This window comes from Streptomyces sp. SID14436 (assembly GCF_010548465.1).
Classification (GTDB): Bacteria; Actinomycetota; Actinomycetes; order Streptomycetales; family Streptomycetaceae; genus Streptomyces.
This window is the reverse complement of sequence record NZ_JAAGMD010000024.1, coordinates 16,870-37,457: the sequence shown is the minus strand read 5'-3', so window position 1 is coordinate 37,457 and position 20,588 is coordinate 16,870. Positions and strand designations below refer to the sequence as shown.

Annotated in this window: 24 protein-coding genes and 1 tRNA gene; 5 read left to right on the top strand and 20 right to left on the bottom strand. The window is 72.2% G+C overall.

Annotation, left to right across the window (positions count from 1 at the left end):
• Positions 1-833 (top strand): ABC transporter permease (locus G3I53_RS01055; protein WP_239063458.1); only part of this gene is annotated, 833 nt, incomplete at its 5' end.
• 256 nt (positions 834-1,089) lie between these two features.
• Positions 1,090-2,052 (top strand): ABC transporter ATP-binding protein, encoded by a 963-nt coding sequence (locus G3I53_RS01050; protein WP_164338385.1) that lies wholly within the window; start codon positions 1,090-1,092, stop codon positions 2,050-2,052.
• A gap of 9 nt (positions 2,053-2,061) precedes the next feature.
• Here the strand turns inward: G3I53_RS01050 and G3I53_RS01045 are convergent, their stop codons facing one another.
• From G3I53_RS01045 to ettA, 4 genes are all read right to left on the bottom strand, one after another.
• Positions 2,062-2,349 (bottom strand): antibiotic biosynthesis monooxygenase family protein, encoded by a 288-nt coding sequence (locus G3I53_RS01045; RefSeq protein ID WP_164338384.1) that lies wholly within the window; start codon positions 2,347-2,349, stop codon positions 2,062-2,064.
• A gap of 274 nt (positions 2,350-2,623) precedes the next feature.
• On the bottom strand, positions 2,624-3,298 hold the full coding sequence (locus tag G3I53_RS01040) for a hypothetical protein (protein WP_164338383.1): 675 nt from the start codon (positions 3,296-3,298) through the stop codon (positions 2,624-2,626).
• The gene (locus G3I53_RS01035; protein WP_164338382.1) at positions 3,295-3,708 is read right to left on the bottom strand and encodes a thioesterase family protein; all 414 of its coding nucleotides are present in this window, start codon (positions 3,706-3,708) and stop codon (positions 3,295-3,297) included. The genes G3I53_RS01040 and G3I53_RS01035 overlap by 4 nt, the downstream gene beginning before the upstream one ends.
• A 6-nt stretch (positions 3,709-3,714) precedes the next feature.
• A complete protein-coding gene (ettA, locus tag G3I53_RS01030) occupies positions 3,715-5,379 on the bottom strand; it encodes an energy-dependent translational throttle protein EttA (protein WP_164338381.1) in 1,665 nt (554 codons plus the stop codon).
• 332 nt (positions 5,380-5,711) lie between these two features.
• Between ettA and G3I53_RS01025 the strand changes: the two genes are divergently transcribed.
• Together G3I53_RS01025 and G3I53_RS01020 are read left to right on the top strand one after the other, a co-directional pair.
• Positions 5,712-5,930 (top strand): hypothetical protein, encoded by a 219-nt coding sequence (locus tag G3I53_RS01025; RefSeq protein WP_164338380.1) that lies wholly within the window; start codon positions 5,712-5,714, stop codon positions 5,928-5,930.
• A 120-nt stretch (positions 5,931-6,050) separates the two neighbouring features.
• Positions 6,051-6,341, top strand: coding sequence for a hypothetical protein (locus tag G3I53_RS01020; RefSeq protein WP_343239544.1), 291 nt, complete (start codon positions 6,051-6,053; stop codon positions 6,339-6,341).
• A gap of 79 nt (positions 6,342-6,420) precedes the next feature.
• Here G3I53_RS01020 and G3I53_RS01015 read toward each other — a convergent pair whose 3' ends face one another.
• From G3I53_RS01015 to G3I53_RS01000, 4 genes are all read right to left on the bottom strand, one after another.
• Positions 6,421-7,836: a Cys-Gln thioester bond-forming surface protein gene (locus G3I53_RS01015; RefSeq protein ID WP_164338378.1), complete on the bottom strand. Its 1,416-nt coding sequence runs from the start codon at positions 7,834-7,836 to the stop codon at positions 6,421-6,423.
• Between the two features lie 351 nt (positions 7,837-8,187).
• Positions 8,188-8,853 carry a single-stranded DNA-binding protein gene (locus G3I53_RS33545; RefSeq protein ID WP_239063453.1) on the bottom strand — a complete coding sequence of 222 codons (666 nt, stop codon included), beginning with the start codon at positions 8,851-8,853 and terminating at the stop codon, positions 8,188-8,190.
• 340 nt (positions 8,854-9,193) lie between these two features.
• A complete protein-coding gene (locus tag G3I53_RS01005) occupies positions 9,194-11,377 on the bottom strand; it encodes a YfjP family GTPase (RefSeq protein WP_164437929.1) in 2,184 nt (727 codons plus the stop codon).
• A gap of 3 nt (positions 11,378-11,380) precedes the next feature.
• Positions 11,381-12,988 carry a dynamin family protein gene (locus tag G3I53_RS01000; RefSeq protein ID WP_164333900.1) on the bottom strand — a complete coding sequence of 536 codons (1,608 nt, stop codon included), beginning with the start codon at positions 12,986-12,988 and terminating at the stop codon, positions 11,381-11,383.
• 321 nt (positions 12,989-13,309) lie between these two features.
• Here G3I53_RS01000 and G3I53_RS00995 point away from each other — a divergent pair.
• Positions 13,310-13,385 (top strand) — tRNA-Arg (locus G3I53_RS00995).
• An 87-nt stretch (positions 13,386-13,472) separates the two neighbouring features.
• On the opposite strand, the gene G3I53_RS00990 is transcribed toward G3I53_RS00995, so the two are convergent.
• The 12 genes from G3I53_RS00990 to G3I53_RS00940 all read right to left on the bottom strand — a co-directional run bounded on the left by G3I53_RS00990 (position 13,473) and on the right by G3I53_RS00940 (position 20,549).
• On the bottom strand, positions 13,473-14,696 hold the full coding sequence (locus G3I53_RS00990; RefSeq protein WP_164333899.1) for a site-specific integrase: 1,224 nt from the start codon (positions 14,694-14,696) through the stop codon (positions 13,473-13,475).
• A complete protein-coding gene (locus G3I53_RS00985; protein ID WP_164333898.1) occupies positions 14,696-14,884 on the bottom strand; it encodes a helix-turn-helix domain-containing protein in 189 nt (62 codons plus the stop codon). Before G3I53_RS00985 ends, G3I53_RS00990 begins: the two co-directional genes overlap by 1 nt.
• Positions 14,881-16,260, bottom strand: coding sequence for a replication initiator protein RepSA (repSA, locus tag G3I53_RS00980; RefSeq protein ID WP_164333897.1), 1,380 nt, complete (start codon positions 16,258-16,260; stop codon positions 14,881-14,883). The genes G3I53_RS00985 and repSA overlap by 4 nt, the downstream gene beginning before the upstream one ends.
• Entirely contained in the window at positions 16,253-16,438 is a 186-nt protein-coding gene (locus tag G3I53_RS00975; RefSeq protein WP_164333896.1) for a hypothetical protein, read from the bottom strand. Before G3I53_RS00975 ends, repSA begins: the two co-directional genes overlap by 8 nt.
• An 85-nt stretch (positions 16,439-16,523) precedes the next feature.
• A complete protein-coding gene (locus tag G3I53_RS00970) occupies positions 16,524-17,075 on the bottom strand; it encodes a GGDEF domain-containing protein (RefSeq protein ID WP_164333895.1) in 552 nt (183 codons plus the stop codon).
• An 89-nt stretch (positions 17,076-17,164) separates the two neighbouring features.
• Complete coding sequence (locus G3I53_RS00965; RefSeq protein WP_164333894.1) at positions 17,165-17,401, bottom strand: hypothetical protein; 237 nt, start codon at positions 17,399-17,401, stop codon at positions 17,165-17,167.
• Position 17,402: 1 nt separating this feature from the next.
• Positions 17,403-17,729, bottom strand: a complete 327-nt coding sequence (locus tag G3I53_RS00960; RefSeq protein WP_164333893.1) for a SpdD-like protein — start codon at positions 17,727-17,729, stop codon at positions 17,403-17,405.
• Positions 17,730-17,741: 12 nt separating this feature from the next.
• Positions 17,742-17,897 (bottom strand): hypothetical protein, encoded by a 156-nt coding sequence (locus G3I53_RS33125; RefSeq protein ID WP_203591772.1) that lies wholly within the window; start codon positions 17,895-17,897, stop codon positions 17,742-17,744.
• 12 nt (positions 17,898-17,909) lie between these two features.
• Positions 17,910-18,101: a mobile element transfer protein gene (locus tag G3I53_RS00955; protein WP_164333892.1), complete on the bottom strand. Its 192-nt coding sequence runs from the start codon at positions 18,099-18,101 to the stop codon at positions 17,910-17,912.
• Positions 18,102-18,122: 21 nt separating this feature from the next.
• Positions 18,123-18,809 (bottom strand): DUF2637 domain-containing protein, encoded by a 687-nt coding sequence (locus G3I53_RS00950; protein WP_203591771.1) that lies wholly within the window; start codon positions 18,807-18,809, stop codon positions 18,123-18,125.
• 21 nt (positions 18,810-18,830) lie between these two features.
• Positions 18,831-20,189 carry an FtsK/SpoIIIE domain-containing protein gene (locus G3I53_RS00945; protein ID WP_164333890.1) on the bottom strand — a complete coding sequence of 453 codons (1,359 nt, stop codon included), beginning with the start codon at positions 20,187-20,189 and terminating at the stop codon, positions 18,831-18,833.
• Between the two features lie 3 nt (positions 20,190-20,192).
• Positions 20,193-20,549, bottom strand: a complete 357-nt coding sequence (locus tag G3I53_RS00940; protein ID WP_164333889.1) for a hypothetical protein — start codon at positions 20,547-20,549, stop codon at positions 20,193-20,195.
• Positions 20,550-20,588: the final 39 nt, after the last annotated feature.

Below are 20,588 nucleotides of genomic sequence, written 5' to 3'. Positions count from 1 at the left end.
GCGGGACCGGGGCTCCTGCGGCCGCCGACCCGGCGGGTGCCCCGGCCCCGGGCGACGGCGGGGCGGAGGCGGCCGGCCCGTTGCCGGCGGTGGCATCGCCCAAGGTCGCCGAGCGGCTCGGCACCCGTCCGTTCCCGATCCGCATGGAGGACGGCAGCACCGTCACCCTGCGGATCACCCAGGTCCGGGAGCGGACCCCGGCCGTCGCCGGCGACCACTTCCTGGTCGTGGACCGGGCCGGGCTCAGCACCCGCGCCGCCCGGCCCACCGCGCTCCTCGTGACCGGCGACGACCTCGACGGTGCCGCGCTGCGCCGGACGGTGGGCGACACGGCCCCCGTCCAGGTCCGCGCCGACGAACGCGCCACCTACGTCGACTCCCCTCTCCAGGCCGGCGCCGAACGCGTCTACGCCACCGCGGTGGCCGCGGGCGCCGGATACGCCGTCCTCGCCCTGCTGCTCACCCTGGTGCGCGCGGCGCCCGAACGCTCCGCCCTGCTGGCCCGGTTGCGCACCATGGGCCTCACCCGCGCCCAGGGCCGCCGCCTGCTCGTCCTGGAGTCCCTCCCGCAGGCCCTCCTCGCGGCGGTCGGCGGCACCCTCACGGCGTGGGCCACCGTCCGGCTGCTCGCCCCCGGCATCGACCTGACGACCATGGCCGTCCCCGGCACCGTCTCCTCCCCCGCCCGCGCCGCCCTGCGCACCGACCCGGTGTCGCTGCTCGTCCCGGCTCTGGTGGTGGTCGCCCTCACCCTCGGCATCGCCGTCGGCCAGGCATGGTGGACGGGCCGCAGGAGTTCGGTGCGCGAGCTGAGAGCGGGGGACGCGCGATGACCCCGCCCGCCCGGGCACTGGCCGCCCCCGGGGACGACGTCCGTCTGAAGGCGGCGCCTTCCGGGGACGTGCGGCGGTCCTGGGGTCCAGGAGACCGCCTTGGCCCAGGGGACCCGCCTCGTTCAGAAGACCCTTCAGAAGACCCCCTTCGTCCAGGGGATCCATGTCGCCCAGGAGACCGCCGTCGTCCCGAGGACCCGCCTCGTCCCGAGGACCCGCCTCGTCCCGAGGATTCGCCTCGTCCAGGAGACCGCCGATGACCACTCACCCCACGCTGGCCGATCTGGCGCGTCGCGTCTCGGCCGACCGGAACCATCCGGCCTTCGGCCACGACGCGCTGATCACCTGCGACCGCCTGGTCCGGGTCTTCACCGCCGACGGCGTGGAGGTCCAGGCACTCCAGGGCCTCGACCTCCTGGTGCGCGAGGGCGAGTTGATGGCCCTGGTGGGCGCCTCCGGCAGCGGCAAGTCCACCCTGATGAACATCCTCGCCGGGCTGGACACCCCCACCGCGGGAGCGGCCCGGGTCGCCGGACGGGACCTGCTCACCATGACCGCGAAGGACCGCCTCGCCTACCGGCGGGAGGTCGTCGGCTTCGTCTGGCAGCAGACCGCGCGGAACCTGCTGCCGTACCTGACCTCCGCCCAGAACGTGGCGCTGCCCATGCGGCTGCGGGGCGGACGCGGCCGGGCCGCGCGCCGCGCGAGCGCCGAACGCGCCCTGGAACTCCTCGACCTGCTGGAGGTCGCCGACTGCCGCGACCGCCGCCCGCACGAGATGTCCGGCGGCCAGCAGCAGCGCGTCGCCATCGCCGTGGCCCTGGCCAACGAGCCGTCGGTGCTGCTCGCCGACGAGCCGACCGGCGAACTCGACTCGCACACCGCCGAGCAGATCTTCGCCGCGTTCCGGACGGCGAACGAGCGGCTCGGCACCACCATCGTCATCGTGACCCACGACCAGGCCGTCGCGAGCGAGGTCCGCCGCACGGTCGCCATCCGCGACGGCCGCACCTCCACCGAGGTGCTGCGCCGCAGCGAGGTCGACGAGGCCACCGGTCACGAGACCCTGGTCGCCCGCGAGTACGCGATGCTCGACCGCGCCGGCCGCCTCCAGCTGCCCGCCGAGTACACGCAGGCCCTGGGCATGCGCGACCGCGTGGCCCTGGAACTGGAGCCCGACCACATCGCCGTCCGCCCCGACGACAGCGACCACGGCTGAGCGCACCGCTCAGGTGAGGGGCCGCACCTCAGCGACGTCGTACTCGGCCACCGCCGCGGCGAGGATCGCCGCGCCCTGCTCGTCGCCGGGGCCACCGCCCCGGAACGCCTCGACGTCCGCCTGCGTCTCCCACCGCTCGAAGACGTTGACCCGCCCGGCGTCCACCAGGTCCGCGGTGACGGCGAAGTCGAGACAGCCCGGCGCGCGCCGGGCCTGCTCGACGACGGTCACACAGCCGGCCAGATACGCCTCACGCTGCTGAGGGTCCACGACGATGTGCCCCGCGACGATCACCACGTGCTGCTCCCTGCTTTGGTTCGAACCGCCTGTCGCCGACTATGACCGCCGGCCGGGCCCGGACTCATCGGCCGGGGCAGCGCTCGTCGCGCGAGGTGAGCCTCGTCGGTAGAGGCGGGACCCGTCGACGCCCGGGGCGACCCGGGGAGACCCATGGACCGGGAACGGAGGCCGGCACCGGATCCGGGCGCCCGGGAACGGGAGATCGGCACCGGATCCGTACGCCGGCGGGCCGGGACCCTGGGCGTGGGCCTGGGCGTGGGCCTGGGCCCGCTCAGCGCACGCTGAGTCCCAGTCCCACGCCGAGTCCCGCGCTCCGTACGGCGATCGACCCGTACGGGGTCCGCAGGCGCAGCCAGGCGCCCGAGGCGAGGAGGGCGGCGGGTGCGGTGCCGCGGAGGAAGCCCAGCGACTGGGCGGCGTGCACGGCACGGACCGGCAGGCCGGTGTCCCCGACCGTGCGGGACCAGATGTCCCGTCCGATCGTGTCGAGTTGGGCACGGGTCCGCGCCTCGGGCGCCAACTCCCCTGTCCGCGTACGGAATTCCGCGACCGCGGCGGAGACGAGCGCGCGCAGGGCGTCCGGTTCCGGCAGCCCCGGTTCGGCGGCCCGCCAGCCCCGGCGGGGCGGCAGCACCCCGGCCCAGGGCGGGCCGGTCACGGCGGCCGGGACGTTCGCCGTGGCGGCCGTCTCGTCCAGCGACTCCAGCAGCTCACCGGCGGACACGGTCACGTCGAGCGTGACGTCGAGCCCGTTCTCGTACGGCTTGGCCAGCCGCACCGCGCGGATCGCCAGCACCTCGAAGGACGGGGGCCGCCCGAAGACGGCGAGGGCGGTGCCGGCCGCCTGGAGCCGGACCGCCGCCGCACGGTCGTAGTGGAGCAGCCGGGAGAGGAAGGCCGCGAGGTCCGCCGCCTCCCTCTCGTCGGCGAGCTGGAGTGCCGTCATGCCGCGACGGCCTCCTCCTCGACGTCGTCCGTGTACTCGCGCAGGAACTCCCGCTCCTCCTCGGTGAGGCGGCGCGGGCGCTGCGCCGCGAAGTCGAACGGCACGATCACCGTCGACGCGCGGACGTAGACGAGGTCGTCGTCCTTCACCTCGTAGGTGAGGGTGAAGGACGCCGCCCGTATCTCGGTGACCCACAGCTCGATGTCCACCGGCGTGTGCCGGTGGACGAGCTGCCGCTTGTAGTCGATCTCATGGCGTGCCACCACGGACCCCTGCTGGAAGTCCTTCTCCGGGCGGAACAGGAAATCGATACGGGCCTCCTCCAGGTAGCGGAGGAACACCACGTTGTTGACGTGGCCGTACGCGTCCATGTCCGCCCAGCGCAGCGGGCAGCGGTAGATGTGCCGCAAGACCGATCAGCCCCGGGTCAGCTTCTTGTAGGTGGCGCGGTGCGGACGCGCGGCGTCCGGGCCGAGCCGCTCGATCTTGTTCTTCTCGTAGGACTCGAAGTTGCCCTCGAACCAGAACCACTTCGACTCGCCCTCGTAGGCGAGGATGTGCGTGGCGACGCGGTCCAGGAACCACCGGTCGTGGGAGATGACCACGGCGCAGCCGGGGAACTCCAGCAGGGCGTTCTCCAGGCTGCTGAGGGTCTCGACGTCCAGGTCGTTGGTCGGCTCGTCGAGGAGCAGCAGGTTGCCGCCCTGCTTGAGGGTGAGCGCCAGGTTCAGGCGGTTGCGCTCACCGCCGGACAGGACGCCGGCCGGCTTCTGCTGGTCGGGGCCCTTGAACCCGAACGCCGACACGTAGGCACGCGACGGCATCTCGACCTGGCCCACGTTGATGTAGTCCAGCTCGTCGGAGACGACGGCCCACAGGGTCTTCTTCGGGTCGATGTTGGCGCGGTTCTGGTCGACGTAGGAGATCTTGACCGTGTCGCCGACCTTGATGGTCCCGGAGTCGGGCTCCTCGATGCCCTGGATCATCTTGAACAGCGTCGTCTTGCCGGCACCGTTGGGGCCGATGACACCGACGATGCCGTTGCGCGGCAGCGTGAAGCTCAGGTTGTCGATGAGCAGCTTGTCGCCGAAGCCCTTGCTGAGGTTCTCGACCTCGACGACGACGTTGCCCAGGCGGGGGCCCGGCGGGATCTGGATCTCCTCGAAGTCCAGCTTCCGCATCTTCTCGGCCTCGGCGGCCATCTCCTCGTAGCGCGCCAGACGCGCCTTGGACTTGGCCTGCCGCCCCTTGGCGTTCGACCGCACCCACTCCAACTCGTCCTTCAGGCGCTTCTGCCGCTTGGCGTCCTTCGCGCCCTCGACCTTGAGGCGGGCCGCCTTGGTCTCGAGGTACTTGGAGTAGTTGCCCTCGTAGCCGTGCAGGCGGCCGCGGTCGACCTCGCAGATCCAGCCGGCCACGTTGTCCAGGAAGTACCGGTCGTGAGTGACGGCGACGACGGTGCCCTCGTACTTGGCGAGGTGCTGCTCCAGCCAGTTCACGGACTCGGCGTCCAGGTGGTTGGTGGGCTCGTCGAGGAGCAGCAGGTCGGGCGCCTCGAGCAACAGCTTGCACAGCGCGACGCGGCGCTTCTCGCCACCGGAGAGGTTGCTGACGGGCCAGTCGCCGGGCGGGCAGCCCAGGGCGTCCATGGCCTGCTCCAGCTGGGCGTCGAGGTCCCAGGCGTTGGCGTGGTCGAGCTGCTCCTGCAGCTTGCCCATCTCGTCCATGAGCTCGTCGGTGTACTCGGTCGCCATCTGCTCGGCGATCTCGTTGAACCGGTCCAGCTTGCCCTTGATCTCGGCGACACCCTCCTGGACGTTCTCCAGGACGGTCTTCTCCTCGTTCAGCGGGGGCTCCTGCAGCAGGATGCCCACGGTGTAACCGGGGGTGAGGAAGGCGTCGCCGTTCGACGGCTGCTCCAACCCGGCCATGATCTTCAGAACGGTCGACTTACCGGCACCGTTCGGGCCGACGACACCGATCTTCGCCCCCGGGTAGAAGCTCAGGGTGACGTCGTCGAGGATCACCTTGTCGCCGTGCGCCTTACGCGCCTTGCGCATGGTGTAAATGAACTCAGCCAAGAGAAACCGTCCGGCAGCTTGAAATCAGGCAGTGGGCAGATACACCCCATCTTGCCGCACCGCCACCCCTGGGAGGAAACGCGTTCAGCGCGGGCGCTCTGACCTGCGGGTTTACCGAGGTCGACGGTGAGCTTTCCGTGACGGTGAGTGGTCGACCGCCGGATTCCGGCCGGTCGGAGGGCCACGGGCCGGTCGGAAGCTCACGGGCCGGTGAGGGGCCTCACCGACGCCGACGTCGCCGCCCTCCGCCTGGTTCGGCGCCCTGGCCGTATGACGCCCCTCCCGCCGCAATCGCCTTGAGGAGGGAGGCGGGGCCTCGGGATCATGGTGGTATGAGTCCCGCATTACGCCGCGCCGCCGGCATGACGACCATCCTCCTCGCCTTCACCCTCGCCTTCTGGCTGGCACTCGGCCCGTCGCGGGACTGGGAGGGCGGCACGAGATGGCTCCGGCACGGCCTCGCCCTCGGCTCCCTCGGCCTCCTGAGCCTCGGCGCCCGGCTGTCCGTCCCTCCACGCAGCCGCGAGGCGACGGACACGGCACCGGAGTAGCCGGCCCACCCATCTGTCTCCGGGGCCACTTGCACCACGTGGACCACTCGGACCTCCTGGGGCACCGCACGACTGCCGCCCCACCGGTGGTGTGATGGCCGCATGCGACCCGAGGCGTGTGTGACCAGGAACCACATCGAGGTGTGGCACCACGGCCTGCTCCCGCCCGGAGCCCGGATCGGGCTGTGGACGGTCCTGCGCTGCTCGCTGCTGCCGATCCTCGTCTGGACCGGCATCCCGTGCTTCACATGCCTCGTCTACAGCCCCGTCGTGACGGTGGTCCTCGGTGGTCTCTTCGTCCTGTCCTACGCCGTGTCGTTCGGGCGGCGCCGCAGGGCACGGCACACGCTTCGCTGCAGCGCCTACGGGGCGCTGGGCGGCGTGCTCAACGCGTCCATGGCCGGGTTCTGAGGGGCGGGCCCGCCCGGCCGGTGGCGGGCCCGCACCGTCAGGGATCAGCGAGAGGGGCGGGGCCGGGGGCCCTCCCCGGTCAGTCCCCGGGCGGGGTTTCGCGACGGCGGGCGATGACGAGGCCGGCGCCGCCGAGGACGACCAGCCCGATGGCCGTACCGGCGATCCACGGGGTGGCGCTGGAGGAGCCGGTCGCCGCGAGGTTGGTGTTGTCGGCGGGGGCACCGCCCAGCGGGGTGGGGCTGGGGGCGTGGTAGGTCTGCGCGGTGGTCCCCGTCTCGGCGGCCCGGGTCAGGCAGTCGAGCATGCCGGTGAACCGCTGCTCGAAGCCGTCGGTCCCCGTGACGGTGAAGTCGTAGGGCGTGTCCTCGCTCAGCGGGACCGTCACCGTGCGGGACGCGCCCGCCGCGACCGTGTGCTTCTGGCCTACCACCTCGAAGGTGAAGGGTGCGTCCCCCCGGTTGGACGCGGTGATGTCCACCCCGCCCTTCGCGCAGTTCTCCCGCGCGGAGACGGCCGGGAGGGCCCCCTCCTCCGCCCACGTGGCGCTCGCCGTGGCCGAGACCGTCGACTCGCTGGAACCCGCCAGGATCTGGGTCTGGCTGCGGCTCTCGGAGGCGAACGCCCGGCCGACTGGGACGGTCGTGGAGGCCTGCGCGGTCAGACGAGCCGTGCCGGGCGCCGCGTCCTCGGGGACGTCGAAGAAGACCTGGCTGCCGTTGACGGCCTCGGTGACGGGCTCACCGTTCTTGTCGACGAGACGCACCTCGTCCTGTGCGGCGCTCGCCTGTGGGGCGACCGTCACGCTGCGGGCGTTCGTGCGGACCGTCACCGGCCCCACCCGCTCACCCGGACGGCCGGAGACGGCCGGCGGGTGCAGGGTCAGCGAGGCGCGCGGCTCCGTCAGGTCGCGCGCGCTCTTCTCCAGGTAGTCGGCGAGCTGCTCGGCCTGGGGGTCGACGGCGTCCACGGTGACGTCGTCGGCGTAGCGCCAGATGGCGACCTGCGTGCCGGCCGCCGCGTCCTGCTCGGTGAGCGCGCCGCGCACACCCGCCTTCTTCGCGAGCGCCGCCAGATCGTTCACCTGGGGGTAGGAGTTCTGCAGGATCCAGCGGATCCGTCCGGCGTCGTCGTTGACCCCGAGCGAGGTGCTGCTCCAGGGAGCCTCGTGGTACTTGGCGTCCTTCTGCGTGGGGGTGTGGATGTCGACGCAGTAGGTCTGGAGCATGCCGCCGCCCTCGACGGACATTTCGAACAGGCCCGCGGACACCTGCTGGTCCCCGCTGTCCATCCGTATGACGGCCGCGCCGAAGGTCTTCAGCCCGCCTATCGTCGCCGTCGCCCCGCCCTGTCGCGGCGTCGCCTCGTCGGCCGCGGCCTGTCCTGCACCGGCCACCATCACTCCCGTGACGGCGAGTCCGCACACCACCGCCCCGGCGGTGAGACGGACCGGTCCACGCCCGCGCAGGGACCACGCAGAGAACGAAGCAAACACCGAATTCCCTTCCGAGCAGGACCCGTTGACGTGGGGGGCACGGTCCCACCAGCAGAATCACCGGCCCCGAGAGCCCCGGTGGCCATGCCCGGCATCCTAAGGAGGCCGCGCACCGCGCTTACCGGTGATCGCGTCGGACGGGTGATCCGATCCGCAATCGTTATCGCGAGGAGGCTTGAGAGCAGGGCTTATCGATAAATCCACTTGAGGAAGTTCGGCACGCAGCCGCCGATAAGCCGCACTTCGGTCGGCGCGAGGGCCGGTCTCCGCCCTCGGGCCAGTGGGCGGGACCGACGGACGGGAGGAAGCAGGCGGCCGTCCTTCCTCGTGGTCCCGTCCCCGCATTCGACGTCACGTCATGACGGTTGCCGTTTCGGGCAGTTGGCTCGCCACCGAGCCGGCTTCGGCCACTGGAACGGGGGCGGGGACGGGAACGGCAACGGGGATTGCCGGCGCTGCTGCCGGTTCGGGTGCCGGCGCCGTTGTCGGTGCCGCAGCCAGTGGGACTCCAGGTCCTGCTCCGGGCACCGGAGCCGAAACGGGTTCCGAAGCTCCCGGGTTGCCCACAGGTGCCGTCGGCCCAGCCGCCGCATCGGGTGAGGTCTCCCAGTTGGGTTCGGGGCGCTCGGGGACCGCAGTTGCCCCCGGCTGTTCGGGGCGGCCCGAGCGCCGGAAGGCGGACGTCCCCCGCGCCAGGTCGTGGCCGATCGTCACCGCGTCGATGTCGGCGGAGACCCGGCCCTGCTGCCCGTCCCGTTGCTCCGTGCGCACCTTCAACCGCCCCTGCACGACCACTGGTTCGCCGAGCGACAGTGAGGCGGCGGCGTTGGTGGCGAGTTGCCGGTTGGCCCACACCGTGAAGAAATTGGTGTGGCCGTCCGTCCACATGCCCTTCTCGCGGTCCCAGTACCGCGCGGTGACCGCCAGCCGGAACCTGACCGACGGGCCCGACGCCAGCTCCCGGTACACCGGTGACGTCGCCACGTTGCCCACCGCGCAGACCATCGTCTCGTTCATCGCGTCTCCCTCCCGCGCCCGGCACCGCTGGCGGCGCCCGGCGGATACGCGTACGGGCCCCTCCCGTACGGCTGTGTCCGGCGCGACGGCCGCACATCCTGCCGCGACCGCCGCGAGAGCCAGACTGCCGCTGCCGGGACGGACCCGCTGAGCGCTGTGGACAGCTCCAGGGCTGTGGACAACCCGGCCACCCGTACGAGGGAACCGGCCCGGTGAGTCCGCCCGCGAAGGGGCCGGCCCGGTGGACCGACCGTGAACCGGCCCAGGCATCCAGGGAGAGCCGTGATGCCCCTGGACCGGACGCGACCCTCCCCCGCCAAGGCGGTGACCCGCCCCCGCCTCACCGGGTCGAGGCTGTCCCCACGACCCGCACGTACTGCTCCCGCACCTCCAGGTACCGCAACAGCTCAGCGGCCACCGGATCGAGCACCCGGGCCCGTCCGCACCCGGCCGCCGCCTCCCGCAGCCGTCTCTCCGCGTCCTGCCCGTACCGCCGGGCCGGGCCGCGGGCCGCCATGCGGCAGCTCCACTCGATGAGCGGGCCGCCGATGATGCCGATCAGCATCAGCAGCACCGGCACCCCCAGGTTCGGCGACATGAACCCGATGATTTGGCCCAGCAGCCACAGCCCGCCCAGGAACTGAAGCACCGTCATGGACGCCTGGGCCAGCACGGCCGCCGGCCACCATCCGGGCCGGGGCGGCCGCCCCGGAGGCAGCCCGGCACGTGCCGCCAGTTCGTCCAGTGCCTCGGGCAGCCCCTGCGCACCCCGTACCGCGGCCTCGCGCACCGCCTGCGCCCAGGGCACCGGCAGTCCGGCCGAGGCGCGCTCGGCCACCGTCCGGACCGCCTGCTCCACGCGCTGGCGGGCCGTGGCCTCCTCGTCGGGCTGCTGCGTGCGCAGGGAGTGCCGGCCCGTGGGCGGCTCGCCGCGGTCGTTGTACCAGCGCCACAGCCGCAGCCAGGGCGTGCCACACGCGCGGTTGGCGTTGCGCAGCCAGGCGCGTTCGGCCGCCTCGCCCGCCGCCGTGGCGCCCACCGCGTCCGCGAGCCGGGCGGAGAACTCGTCCCGGGCCTCCTCGCTCAGCCCGCAGCGCTTGCGCGTGGCGTAGACGGGCCACAGGCGGGCCGCCGCGATGTCCACGTCGGCGGCGATCCGGCGGCCAGCCGCCCCGCGTTCGGACACGAACTGGCCGAGCGCCTCGCGCAGTTCCCCGACGCCCTCCCCGGTGAGCGCGGAGAGCGCCAGCACGGTCGTGCCGGGTTCGTCGTACTCCCCCAGGGCGATGCCGTCCTCGTCGAGGAGCCGCCGCAGATCGTCCAGGACCTGCTCGGCGGCTTCGCCGGGCAGCCGGTCGACCTGGTTGAGGACGACGAACATGACCTCCGCGTGGGCCGCCATCGGCCGCAGGTACCGCTCGTGCAGCATGGCGTCGGCGTACTTCTCCGGGTCCACGACCCAGATGACGGCGTCGACCAGCGACAGCACGCGGTCGACCTGTTCCCGGTGCCGTACGGCCGCCGAGTCGTGGTCGGGGAGGTCCACCAGGACCAGCCCGCGCAGCTGGTCGTCCGCGTCCGCCATGGCCTGCGACGGGCGGCGGCGGAGCCGGGGCGGAATGCCGAGGCGTTCGATGAGGCTGGCCGCGCCGTCGCTCCAGCTGCACGCGATGGGCGCGGCGGTGGTGGGGCGCCGCACGCCGGTCTCCGAGATGGGCACCCCGGCGAGGGTGTTGAACAGCTGCGACTTGCCGCTGCCGGTGGCTCCCGCGATCGCGACGACGGTGTGCTGCCCGGAGAGGCGGTGCCGCGCGGTGGCCTCGTCGAGGACGCGGCCCGCTTCGGCGAGGGTCCCGCTGTCGAGCCGGGTGCGGGACAGTCCGACCAGTTCGCGCAGCGCCTCCAGGCGCGAGCGCAGGGGCGGGTCGTATGTCAGGGGCGTGACGGTCTGGGACGCGGGCGCCCTCGTCTCCGGCGCCGGACGCTGACCCTGCTCGGTCCCGGCGACGGCCCCGTTCACGCGCCGCGCGATCAGTCCGTCGTCCCAGGGCCCCTGGGCGGCGTCGTCCCGCTCGTCGACGGCCGCACGCGCGGGCTCGTCGTCCGTCGCGTCGGCTCCGTCCCGGCCCTTCTTCTTCGCCCGGCGCCCGTCATCACCGTCAGCTCGCTCGTCCGCCGGCCCCGACCGTCCGAACCGCCCGAAGCGGGCCAGCCGTCCGGCCCGCTCGGCGCGCCGGGAACCGTCGGCGTCCCCGCTGTCGGCGCCGTCGCCGCTGCTCGCGGGTCGCGTGGCCTCTTCCTTTTCCCGTTCTGCGTCCTCCGTCGCGCCCTGGCCGCCCTTGCGGCCCTTTCCGCCTCTGGGGCCCTTTCCGCCCCTGGGGTCGTCGGAGCGGCCGGCGCCGTCCGTGTCGGGCCGACGAAACCGCTCCTCCGCGTTCTCCGGGCGGTCGGAGGGCTCGGGACGCTGTGTGTCCTCGGAATGCTCGGGGTGCTCGGTGTGGTCCTGGTCAGTGACGGCGGTCACCGGTCACCTCTCCTTCTGCAGTACGGACAAGGCGGCGATGAGTTCGGCCTGCGGTTCCGGGTGCACGTCGAGTCCGTCGAGCGGGGCGAGGCGGCGCTCGCGCTCGGTGTGCAGAATCCGGTCCATGTGCTCCAGGAGCAGCCGCCCGCCGCGGTCGCGCAGCCGGAGCGCGCCGTGCGCGCCAATCCACTCGGCGAGCTTCTCCCCCGCCGTCCGGGTGCGCCGGCCGCCCAGCAGCACCGTGGCCACCAGGGCCGCGACCGTCTCAGGTTCGGGGGCGAGGTTGCGGTCGAGCTCGCGCACCTCCTCCTCGGCGTACTCCTCGAGCTCGCGCCGCCATCGCCGGACGGCGAGCCCGATGCGGTGCTCGGGGCTCTCGGCCTGGTCGTCGCACCCGCTCAGTTCCGGGGCGTCGGCCGCCGGTTCCCGCCGCCAGGCGTCGTCGACGCGCTCGTCGGCGGCGGTGACCGCGCAGACCAGCAGCGCGCTGAGGCTCTCCACGAGGGTGTCGAGGAGCTCGCCCGCCGTGCAGTCGAGGGGGAAGGCACGCCACCGCTTGAGCGCGTCCCCGGCGAGGACGGCCCCGGCCTGGAGCCGCCCGCGCACCCGCGCGTGCTCCCTGTCGTAGGCGCTCTCGACGGCGGCGGTGAGCCGCAGAGCGGCGGCGTACTGCGCGGCGGCGGCGCCGGCCAGCTCGGGCATCCGGGAGGAGAGGGAGTCGAGGATGCCGTGGGCGGTGCGGGCCAGGACCTGGCTCCGGGCGGCCGGGTCCTGCGCCTGATGGACGAGCCAGGTACGCAGCGACGCCACCGCGCTGGCGGGCAGCAGACCGCCGCCCCAGGCCGACTCGGGCAGCTCGGGCACCGTGAACCGGGGCACGTGACCGAGTCCGGCCTTGGTGAGCAGGGCGGCGTACTGCCGTGAGACCTCCGCCACCACCTGGTGGGGCACACGGTCCAGGACGGTCACGAGGGTGACGTCGTACTCCTTGGCGGTGCGCAGCATGTGCCAGGGCACGGCGTCGGCGTAGCGGGCGGCGGTCGTCACCATGATCCAGATGTCGGCCGCGCAGATCAGCTCGGCGGCCAGTACCCGGTTGTCGGTGACGAGGGAGTCGATGTCGGGCGCGTCCAGCAGGGCGAGGCCGGGCGGCAGGCTCTCCGCGGTCTCGATGCGCAGGACGCGCGCGGGGTTCTCGCCCGGGAGGAGCAGGTCGTCCGTGGGCTCCTGCTGGGGCACCCACACGCGCGTGAGGTCCGGCAGCACCCGCATCCCGCTGAACCAGTGCTGATCCTCCGGATGGCAGACGAGCACGGGTGTGCGTGTCGTCGGCCGCAGCACCCCCGCCTCACTGACCCGGCGGCCCACGAGCGAGTTCACCAGCGTGGACTTCCCCGCCCCGGTGGAGCCGCCGACGACGGCGAGCAGCGGGGCCTGCGGCTCTCTCAGCCGGGGCACCAGATAGTCGTCGAGCTGCGCGAGCAGTTCGTCGCGGTTGGCACGCGCGCGTGGAGCGCCCGTCAGGGGCAGCGGGAAGCGTGCGGCGGCGACACGCTCGCGCAGGGCGGAGAGTGCGTCGAGCAGCTGAGGCCGTACGTCCAAGGTCACCACATGGGAAGAATGCCCAATTTTAGGGGAATTCTGAAGCATATGAGCATGTCTGCGCGCCGATCGCACACAAGGGATGGAAGGGACGACTGGGACACGGGCGCGGTCCAGGCATAACGAGTGCACAACACCCGTTGCGCACGGCACCCAAAATCGGTGCACGATTCGTACCTGCCTGCGATTATCGGGACCGCTTCACTCAACCTCCACATCGAGCCACGGAGGCGAGGCGACAGGGACGAGGATGTGGGAGCCCTATCCTTGTCCCCGGCACCGTCACGGTCCGCCCCCACCAGGGCACCACGACGCAGGCCACCACAACCGGCCCCCGTAGCTCAGTGGATAGAGCAGGCGCCTTCTAAGCGCTTGGCCGCAGGTTCGAGTCCTGCCGGGGGCGCCACCCGCTACCAGCAAAAACGCCCCAGAGGGGATCTTCCCTCCAGGGCGTTTCGTGTCTCTGACGGCAACGCTGACGGCAACGGCCCCGTCACTCGACGGCCAGCAGGCCCCCCAGCCGGTCCAGAGCGGCCCGCTTCTCCGTCATGTCGGCGTGCGCGTAGATGTTCATGGTCACGTCCAGTGCGCTGTGCCCGACGATGTCGCGGACGATGTGAGGCGGGACGCCGAGGCCGAGCAGCAGCGTCACGCAGGTGTGCCGCAGGTCATGGAACCGGACCTCCAGGCCCAGCCGCTCGCGGATCGGGTAGAAGTGCCGGTTCAGGTTCCGAGGCTCGATCGGGGTGCCCCGCCTGGTGGTGAAGACCAGGCCCGTTTCCTGCCACTCCTCCCCTGCTGCCCGCCGCTCCTCCGCCTGGTGCTCGCGGTGCCGGCGGAGAGCGTCCACGCACACGGCAGGGAGCGGGACCGGTCGCTCCGACCGGCGCGTCTTGGGTGCCGTCAACGTCAGCTCTCCATCCACCCGCTGTAGGGCCGTACGGATTTCCAGCGATCCGCCATCCAGATCAACATCCGACCAGTGGAGGCCCAGCAGCTCACCCCGCCGCAAGCCGAGGTAGAGCGCGAGCACGTATGCCGCACTGAGCCGGTCGTCGTGCACCTCGGTCAGCAGCTTCTTCGCCTCAGCCACGGAGAGGCCACGGCCCACGCGGTATCGCGGCGTCTGGACCTGCACCAGCTTCGCCACGTTGCGCTGCACCAGCTCCTCGCGGACGGCGTGCTGCAGAGCGTTCCGAAGTACCGCGTGGAGGTACTGGACCATGCGCGGCGACAGCCGACGCTCACAGCACCGTTTGGGCGTCGCGGCACAGCAACGGCGCTTCCCCAGCGGGCGAGCGGCATCCCGCCCCTGGGCGCAGCACTGGCAGGCCTGCCGAGCCCAGTCGAGGAAGAGACGCACGTCCTTGGCGGACAGCCGAGCCAGCTTCTTCTTCCCAAGCCTGGGGACGATGTAGGCGTTCACGCACTTGCTGTAGCTGTAGACCGTCGAAGGCCGCACTTTGTGGCGCACGACGTGCTCAAGCCAGTAGGTCAGGTACGTGCCGAGGCTTTCGGTCGTGTCGGCCGCCGGGATGCCCTGGTCGCTCTTGGCCAGCATCTCGGTCAGCTTCTTCCGGGTCTCGTCCCAGGTCTTGCCGTAGACCCGCCGGCGCTTCCGTGTGCCGTCCGGCATGAGGACGTAACCCGCACCTTCGTATCTGCCGTCCTTGCGGCGGTAGATGGTGCCCTCTCCGTTGGGGTTGCGCTTCGCCATCAGGCAGCCTCCTCGATCTCACGGGTGATGAAGTCGCGCAAGGCGTCGGCGGGAACGCGGCGAGAACGGCCGACGGTGATGGAGACGAGCCGCCGGGAGCGGATCAGGTCGTAGACCGTGGAACGTCCAAGCCTGAGCCGCGCCATGACTTCCGGCACGGTCAGCAGCTCCGGGGTAACGGTGGTCATGCTGCGACTCCTTCCGAGTCGAGTTGGTCGCGTATGGCTTCGCGGGCGGTTTCGCGGTTGAGCTGGAGGCCGCGGGCGATGGTGGCGGCGAGGACGGATTCACCGGGGCTGTGGCCGTGCCCGGCGTACTGCCAGTCGGCCAGGACCAGGACGGTGTCCGGCTCGGCGTCCTCGAGGCCGAGGGCGGCGTGTTCCTGGGCGGCGCGGTAGTCGGCGCGTGCCTGGCGCAGTGCGCCGAGGGTGGTGGAGTAGCGGCGGGACTTCGAGGAGAAGTGGCCGCGGAAGCCGAGCATGTGAGCCCAGGCCCACAGCCGCCGGTCCGGATAGAGCGAGTCGAGGTCGCGGCATGCGGTGATCAGGCGGCGGGTGTGGTCGGGGACCTGGTGGCGGTCGAGCTCGGCCAGCTCGCCGATGCGGCGGTCCAGGGTGCCGGTGTTCTCGGCCGCCTTGGTGGCGTACTTGGCGACGTAGGAGGCGACAGCCTTCTCGGTGATCTCCGAGCCGTCCCCGAACGCCTTGACCGGCCGGACGTCGAGCTGGGTGCCCCAGCGGAAGGTCCGGGCCGGTTGGCCCTCGGCGGCCGGGACGGAGACCGAGGTGTACGAGTGCGCCGCAGCGGCGCGGATCGCGTCGGCGAGCAGCTGCACGGTGGCCCAGGACGGCGGCGGGGTGTTCGGGCCGTCGGGTCCGTCGAGACGGATCACGGCGTGGAAGTGCAGGGCACCGCGTTTCTGGAACTCGGCGACCTTGCCGTACGAGAGGCGGGCACGTTCTTTCAGCTCGCGTTGGGTGAGGCCGGCGCGGGCGGCGATCTCGCGGCGGAGCCGGTTGGTGAAGCGCTGCCAGAGCTGCCCGGCGTGGTTGTTGAACAGCACCGCGCCCGCGTAGTCGTACGTGTCCGGATCGAGGGCGGTGCCCAGTTCCGGGGCGGCCGGGGCGTGACGGGTGCCGCAGCGGCAGACGCCATGGTCGGGCCGGTTGTGGACCGGGCCGAACGAGGGTGCGGTGAGGGTGGCGAAAACGCGGGGGTGATCCCGGACGGTGGCCGGGATGTCGCGGCGGTCGTCACCGGCGAGGCCCGCGCGGATCAGGTGGTAGGTGTCGCCCGCGTAGGTCCAGGCACAGGAGGGGCAGCGGGAGGCACGCCGGTTGCCGCAGGCCACACGCAGGCGCCCGCCCGGTTCGCCCTCGGTGGAGTAGTGGTGCAGGGTCTCGCCGGTGGTCTTGTCCTTGGTCAGGGTCCAGCCGGTCAGGTGGATGGGGTCGGCGCAGCCGCCGGTGCGGCGTATCTGTTCTTCCCAGCGGTGGTAGTCGACGGCCGAAGCCACCCTCAGCAGGTCGCCGAGGGTGGTCGGGTCGAGCAGCGTCTCAGGCACCAGCGCCCTCCCGGAGACGACGGACGGGAACGGTGCCGGTGCCGTGGCAGGCCGGGCAGTGAGCGGTGATGGTGCGCAGGTGGCCGCGCGGGTCTCGGCCGCCGAGGGTGACGGCGACCGTGGCGAAGCCGTCGCAGGCCGGGCAGATACGCGACGCGGGCGGGGTGTTCTGGGTCATGATGGTGGTTCCTTTCGATTGCGGTTGGAAGGAACGGCCCCGGGTGGCGGCGTGCTTGGCGGCTTGTGCGCCACCCGGTGGCCGGTCAGTGAGAGAGGCGGGAGCCCCGGCGACTGCGGCCCTTGGCCGCGTACATGGCCGCGTCGGCGGCGGCGAGCGCATCGGTCAGCAGCGGCACCGGCAGCTCGGCGAGACGGCAGACCCCGACCGACGCGGCCAGCGGCAGCGATGCGCCGTTGCAGGACAGTGGCTGGTGCAGGGCGGCGGTGAGCGCGTCGAGGTCGGCGGCGGCCAGGTCCTGGACGACGGCGACGAACTCGTCCCCGCCCAGGCGTCCGGCGGTACCGTGGCGTCCGCACCAGGCGCGGAGCCGGTCGGCGGTGGCGATGAGCGCTGCGTCCCCGGCGGCGTGGCCGTGGGTGTCGTTCAGGGTCTTGAAGTGGTCGAGGTCGACCAGGAGCACGGCCGCGGACGGGTGCCGGCGGATGCAGTGCTCGGCGCGGGCAGTCCATCCGGCGCGGGTGTGCAGGCGGGTGAGCGGGTCACGGCGGGCGGAGGCGAGCCGGTGAGCGAGGACGCTCCCGTGCACGGCCCAGCCCAGTAACGGCACCAGGGCGGCGGCTATCTGCGAGTCCATGAGCGTTCCCTTCGGTGACGGCGGTTGGTGGAGTGCGGGTCCTGGGGCGGCGGCGTGCTTGGCGGCTTGTGCGCCCTCACCAAGACCGGTCAGCGACGGCGGTTGCGGCGCTTGGAGTAGGCGGGCGGGATGGCGTCGTACGCCTGGCGGCCCTGCTCGAAGGCGGTGCGGTCGCTGTCGCTCAGGCCGGAGGCGCCGATCTGGCTGGCGATGCGGCCAAGCGTCTTGCGGTCGCCGTGGCGCTTGGCGATGGCGTACTCACGGCCCAGTTCGGTCATCTGCGGGTTGGCCGGGGTGTCGTTGTTCTTGCGGCTGAAGAGGCCCATGTCAGTGCTTCCTTTCGGTGGTGATGAGTGAGCGGAGGACGACGGCGCATACGGCCACCGAGGTGGCGGTGACGGCGACCGCGAGGAGCATGGAGACCAGGACGGCGCCGACGACCAGGACCACGGCGGTGCCGCCGCCGACCAGGGCGAGCGCGGTGCCGGGCGTGAGTTGCACGGTGGGCCGGGATGACGCCACCGGAGCCGGGACCACGGGGGCCGACGGCGCGTCCGGGGTGCCGGGGGTGATGGTGGTGGGTTCGACGACGACCGCGGGCGGGGTGACCTCGCCGGTGGGCTGCGGCATGGCCGGGAGCTTGGGGCGGAGCATGGGCGGATCTCCTTACTTGGCGACGGTGTCGATGACCGGGGCCAGGAGGCTGTCGGCGAGGAGGTAGCCGCCGAGCAGGAGGACGGCGACGAGCCAGAGCGGCGGGCGGATGAGCTTGACGCCGAGGACTCCGACGACCAGCAGGGCGAACCAGAGCGGGACATCCATGGCGGTGGTCTCCTAGCGGACGTGGCAGCGGTGGGTGCGGGCGGCGAGTTGGGCGGCGGACTGGCTGGCGTAATCGGCGGACCACCCGCAGTTGTCGTTGGCGCACACGGCGGCGTGCTTGGTGGTGCCGTTGCGGTCGCGGTGGGTGCCGATCTGCACCGGGCCGATCCGCATTACGGAGTGGAAGAAGTCACGGGCAGGCATGGCGAGGCGTCTCCTTGGGCTTCAGGCGAGTTGGGCGGCGATGGCGTCTGCGAGGTGCGGCGGGACGCCGAGGCGGGCGCGCAGGGTGTCGATGTCGATGCGGGCGCCAGTGCGCTGTTCGTGGTCGGCGGCGACCTTGCGAGCGTGGTCGACCAGCGCGGCCGGAACGGGCACCGCCGGCGCGGCCGGGGCAGGTTCGGCGGTGGGCAGGGCCGCGGATTCATCCTTGGCCGGGACGGCGACGGGTTCGGGTACCGGATGCGGTTCAGCGGCGGCGGGGGCCTGCTCCTCCCCGGGCACGCAGTCCGGGATGGGGTCGAGGTCTGCCGGGACAGCGGCAGGGTCGGCGTTGGTGGGTGAGTGGGCGAGGAGGGTGCCGCCCATGAAGGCCAGGGCGGGCCAGGCGGCAACGAGGATGCGCAGCCAGGCCGGGACGTGGTCGAGGTCGAGGAGTCCGGCGGTGGCGACGTTCGCACCGAGCGACGCAACGAGGGCGATCAAAAACCAGCACCAGGCCAACCGGGACGGTCCGTCGGTGCGCAGTCGACGCCAGGCGGCGACGAGCAGCAGGTCCACGCTGATCGGGTAGGCCCAGGCCTTCCAGCCGTCCTGCCCGGCAGCGGCGGCGAGGTCGTGGAGGTGGGCGAAGGACAGGGCACCGGCAATGACCGCTTGCACCAGGACGGCATCCGCACGCAGACGAGGCATGGTGAGCATCTCCCTTCCGGGTCAGGCAGCGGCCGGAGCGGACTCGACAGCGGTGGGCGGAACAGCCCCGGCCTGGTCCGGGTTGGGGCGGAAGCCGTCCAGGCCAGGCAGGCGCGGGGTCCGCTCCGCGTGCTTGTTGCACAGGTTCACGGCCTGGCGCAGCGAGGTGTGCGGGGCGCGGATGCGGTGCCAACCGCCCGTGGAGTCACCGGCGATGGCGAGGCCGCGGGCTTCAGCAGGGATCGAGATGGCGGCGAGGACGGCGTCCGGGGCGATGTCGCCGAAGGCCATGTTCGCGCTGGTCTCGTCGTTGACGCGGTGGGCAGTGCGGCCGGTGAGCTGGGCGCGGAGCATGGTGATGCCCTTGCCAAGTTCCGAGCCGAAGCGCTGCCCGCAGATCTCCAGATAGATGCCGGCCGCGCGGCCGAGTTGGGCGAGGCGGACCAGGGAGGTGATGATCCGGTCGCGGCGCTTCTCCTGCTCCTTGTTGGCGAACAGGGCCAGTTCGGCGACCTCGTCGACCAGGACCACGACCGGCACCGGTCGCAGGTCGGCAGGAAGGTCCCAGATGTCGGCGGCGATCTCCGCATCGGGCACGCTCACGCTGATCGCCTGATGGGAACGGATGAGCCGGTAGACGTCCTCCATGTGCGCCACGAGGGCATCGAGGACTGCGGCGGCAGTGTCGGGGGTATCGGCCAGCGCGGAGAACCGGCGGGCCAGCGGGAACAGCTCCACCCCCTGCTTGCAGTCGATGCCCACCAGCGCGACATCCAGCGGCGCGAGAGCGGCCACCAGCGTGCGCAGGTAGACCGACTTCCCCGACTCCGTCGCCCCCAGAGTCAGCGCATGCGGCACCGTCCGGTAGTCGCGGAAGTGGACCGATCCGTCTTCACGCAGGGCGACCGGGACCCGCATCGGCCGGGTGTCAGCGGCCGGGGCGGGCATCTGCACCCGCTTGAGCACGTCATAGCCGGTCATGCCCAGTTCGATGACGCCCGAGCGCAGTTCACGCGAGTTCACGCCGTACATGCCGAAGGAGTGCCGCAACCGGTCCGACGACGCGGCCACGTCGAAGGCGTCCTGACCGGGCCGCAGCTTCAGCCGGAGCACCAGGCCGGTCCGGGTCACCCGCACCCACAGGATGCGCGGAGCACGAGGCCGGGGAACGGGCCGGTCGGTCATCCGAGCCAGAGCCAGACGCCAGCGGGGAGCCGGAACCGTCAGCCCGCAGGCATCCATCACCGAGCCGTACCGGACCAGCACCCGCACCGCGGCGAAGGCGACTCCGAAGCTCAGCCAGTACCAGGCGGGGCGCCGCCACCGCAGGAAACCCGCAGCAGCAGCGACCAGCACCAGCGCGCCTAACAGCCAGGCCATGACTCATGCCGCCTTCGAGGCCGAGCCGGTAGCGGCCAGCGAGGTCACCGCGACCGCGCGGAAGGCGATCCCGTGCCGCTTCTGGCCGTTGAACTCGTTCTCCCACGGCCGGGCGATCAGGCCGGTCAACGCGACCGGGGTGCCCATCACCAGCTCACCCGTGATACCCGACTCCGGCACGGTCACCGACAGGATCTCCACCTCGCCGTTGGCCGCGAACATCACGTCAACGGTCGACAGCGCGGCACCGGTCTCGGCATCCATCGCGCGCTCACCGGTACGGCGGTCCCTCACCTTGGGCTGCGGGGGCTGGGCGACCATCACGGTCGCGGCGGAGGTGTCGACAGGAATCTGACGCACGAAGATCACTCCTCTAGAAGAGCTGGACTCCGTCACTCA

Bases quoted from the DNA above. Each gene is read 5' to 3' on its own strand.
- G3I53_RS00960 (WP_164333893.1), bottom strand. From the start codon at position 17,729: ATGCTCCGCCCCAAGCTCCCGGCCATGCCGCAGCCCACCGGCGAGGTC.
- G3I53_RS01050 (WP_164338385.1), top strand. From the start codon at position 1,090: ATGACCACTCACCCCACGCTGGCCGATCTGGCGCGTCGCGTCTCGGCC.
- G3I53_RS00990 (WP_164333899.1), bottom strand. From the start codon at position 14,696: ATGGCGAAGCGCAACCCCAACGGAGAGGGCACCATCTACCGCCGCAAG.
- G3I53_RS33545 (WP_239063453.1), bottom strand. From the start codon at position 8,853: ATGAACGAGACGATGGTCTGCGCGGTGGGCAACGTGGCGACGTCACCG.
- G3I53_RS01040 (WP_164338383.1), bottom strand. From the start codon at position 3,298: ATGACGGCACTCCAGCTCGCCGACGAGAGGGAGGCGGCGGACCTCGCG.
- G3I53_RS00965 (WP_164333894.1), bottom strand. From the start codon at position 17,401: ATGGGCCTCTTCAGCCGCAAGAACAACGACACCCCGGCCAACCCGCAG.
- G3I53_RS00945 (WP_164333890.1), bottom strand. From the start codon at position 20,189: ATGGCCTGGCTGTTAGGCGCGCTGGTGCTGGTCGCTGCTGCTGCGGGT.
- G3I53_RS33125 (WP_203591772.1), bottom strand. From the start codon at position 17,897: ATGGATGTCCCGCTCTGGTTCGCCCTGCTGGTCGTCGGAGTCCTCGGC.
- G3I53_RS00985 (WP_164333898.1), bottom strand. From the start codon at position 14,884: ATGACCACCGTTACCCCGGAGCTGCTGACCGTGCCGGAAGTCATGGCG.
- G3I53_RS00950 (WP_203591771.1), bottom strand. From the start codon at position 18,809: ATGCCTCGTCTGCGTGCGGATGCCGTCCTGGTGCAAGCGGTCATTGCC.
- G3I53_RS00955 (WP_164333892.1), bottom strand. From the start codon at position 18,101: ATGCCTGCCCGTGACTTCTTCCACTCCGTAATGCGGATCGGCCCGGTG.
- G3I53_RS00975 (WP_164333896.1), bottom strand. From the start codon at position 16,438: ATGACCCAGAACACCCCGCCCGCGTCGCGTATCTGCCCGGCCTGCGAC.
- G3I53_RS01025 (WP_164338380.1), top strand. From the start codon at position 5,712: ATGAGTCCCGCATTACGCCGCGCCGCCGGCATGACGACCATCCTCCTC.
- G3I53_RS00970 (WP_164333895.1), bottom strand. From the start codon at position 17,075: ATGGACTCGCAGATAGCCGCCGCCCTGGTGCCGTTACTGGGCTGGGCC.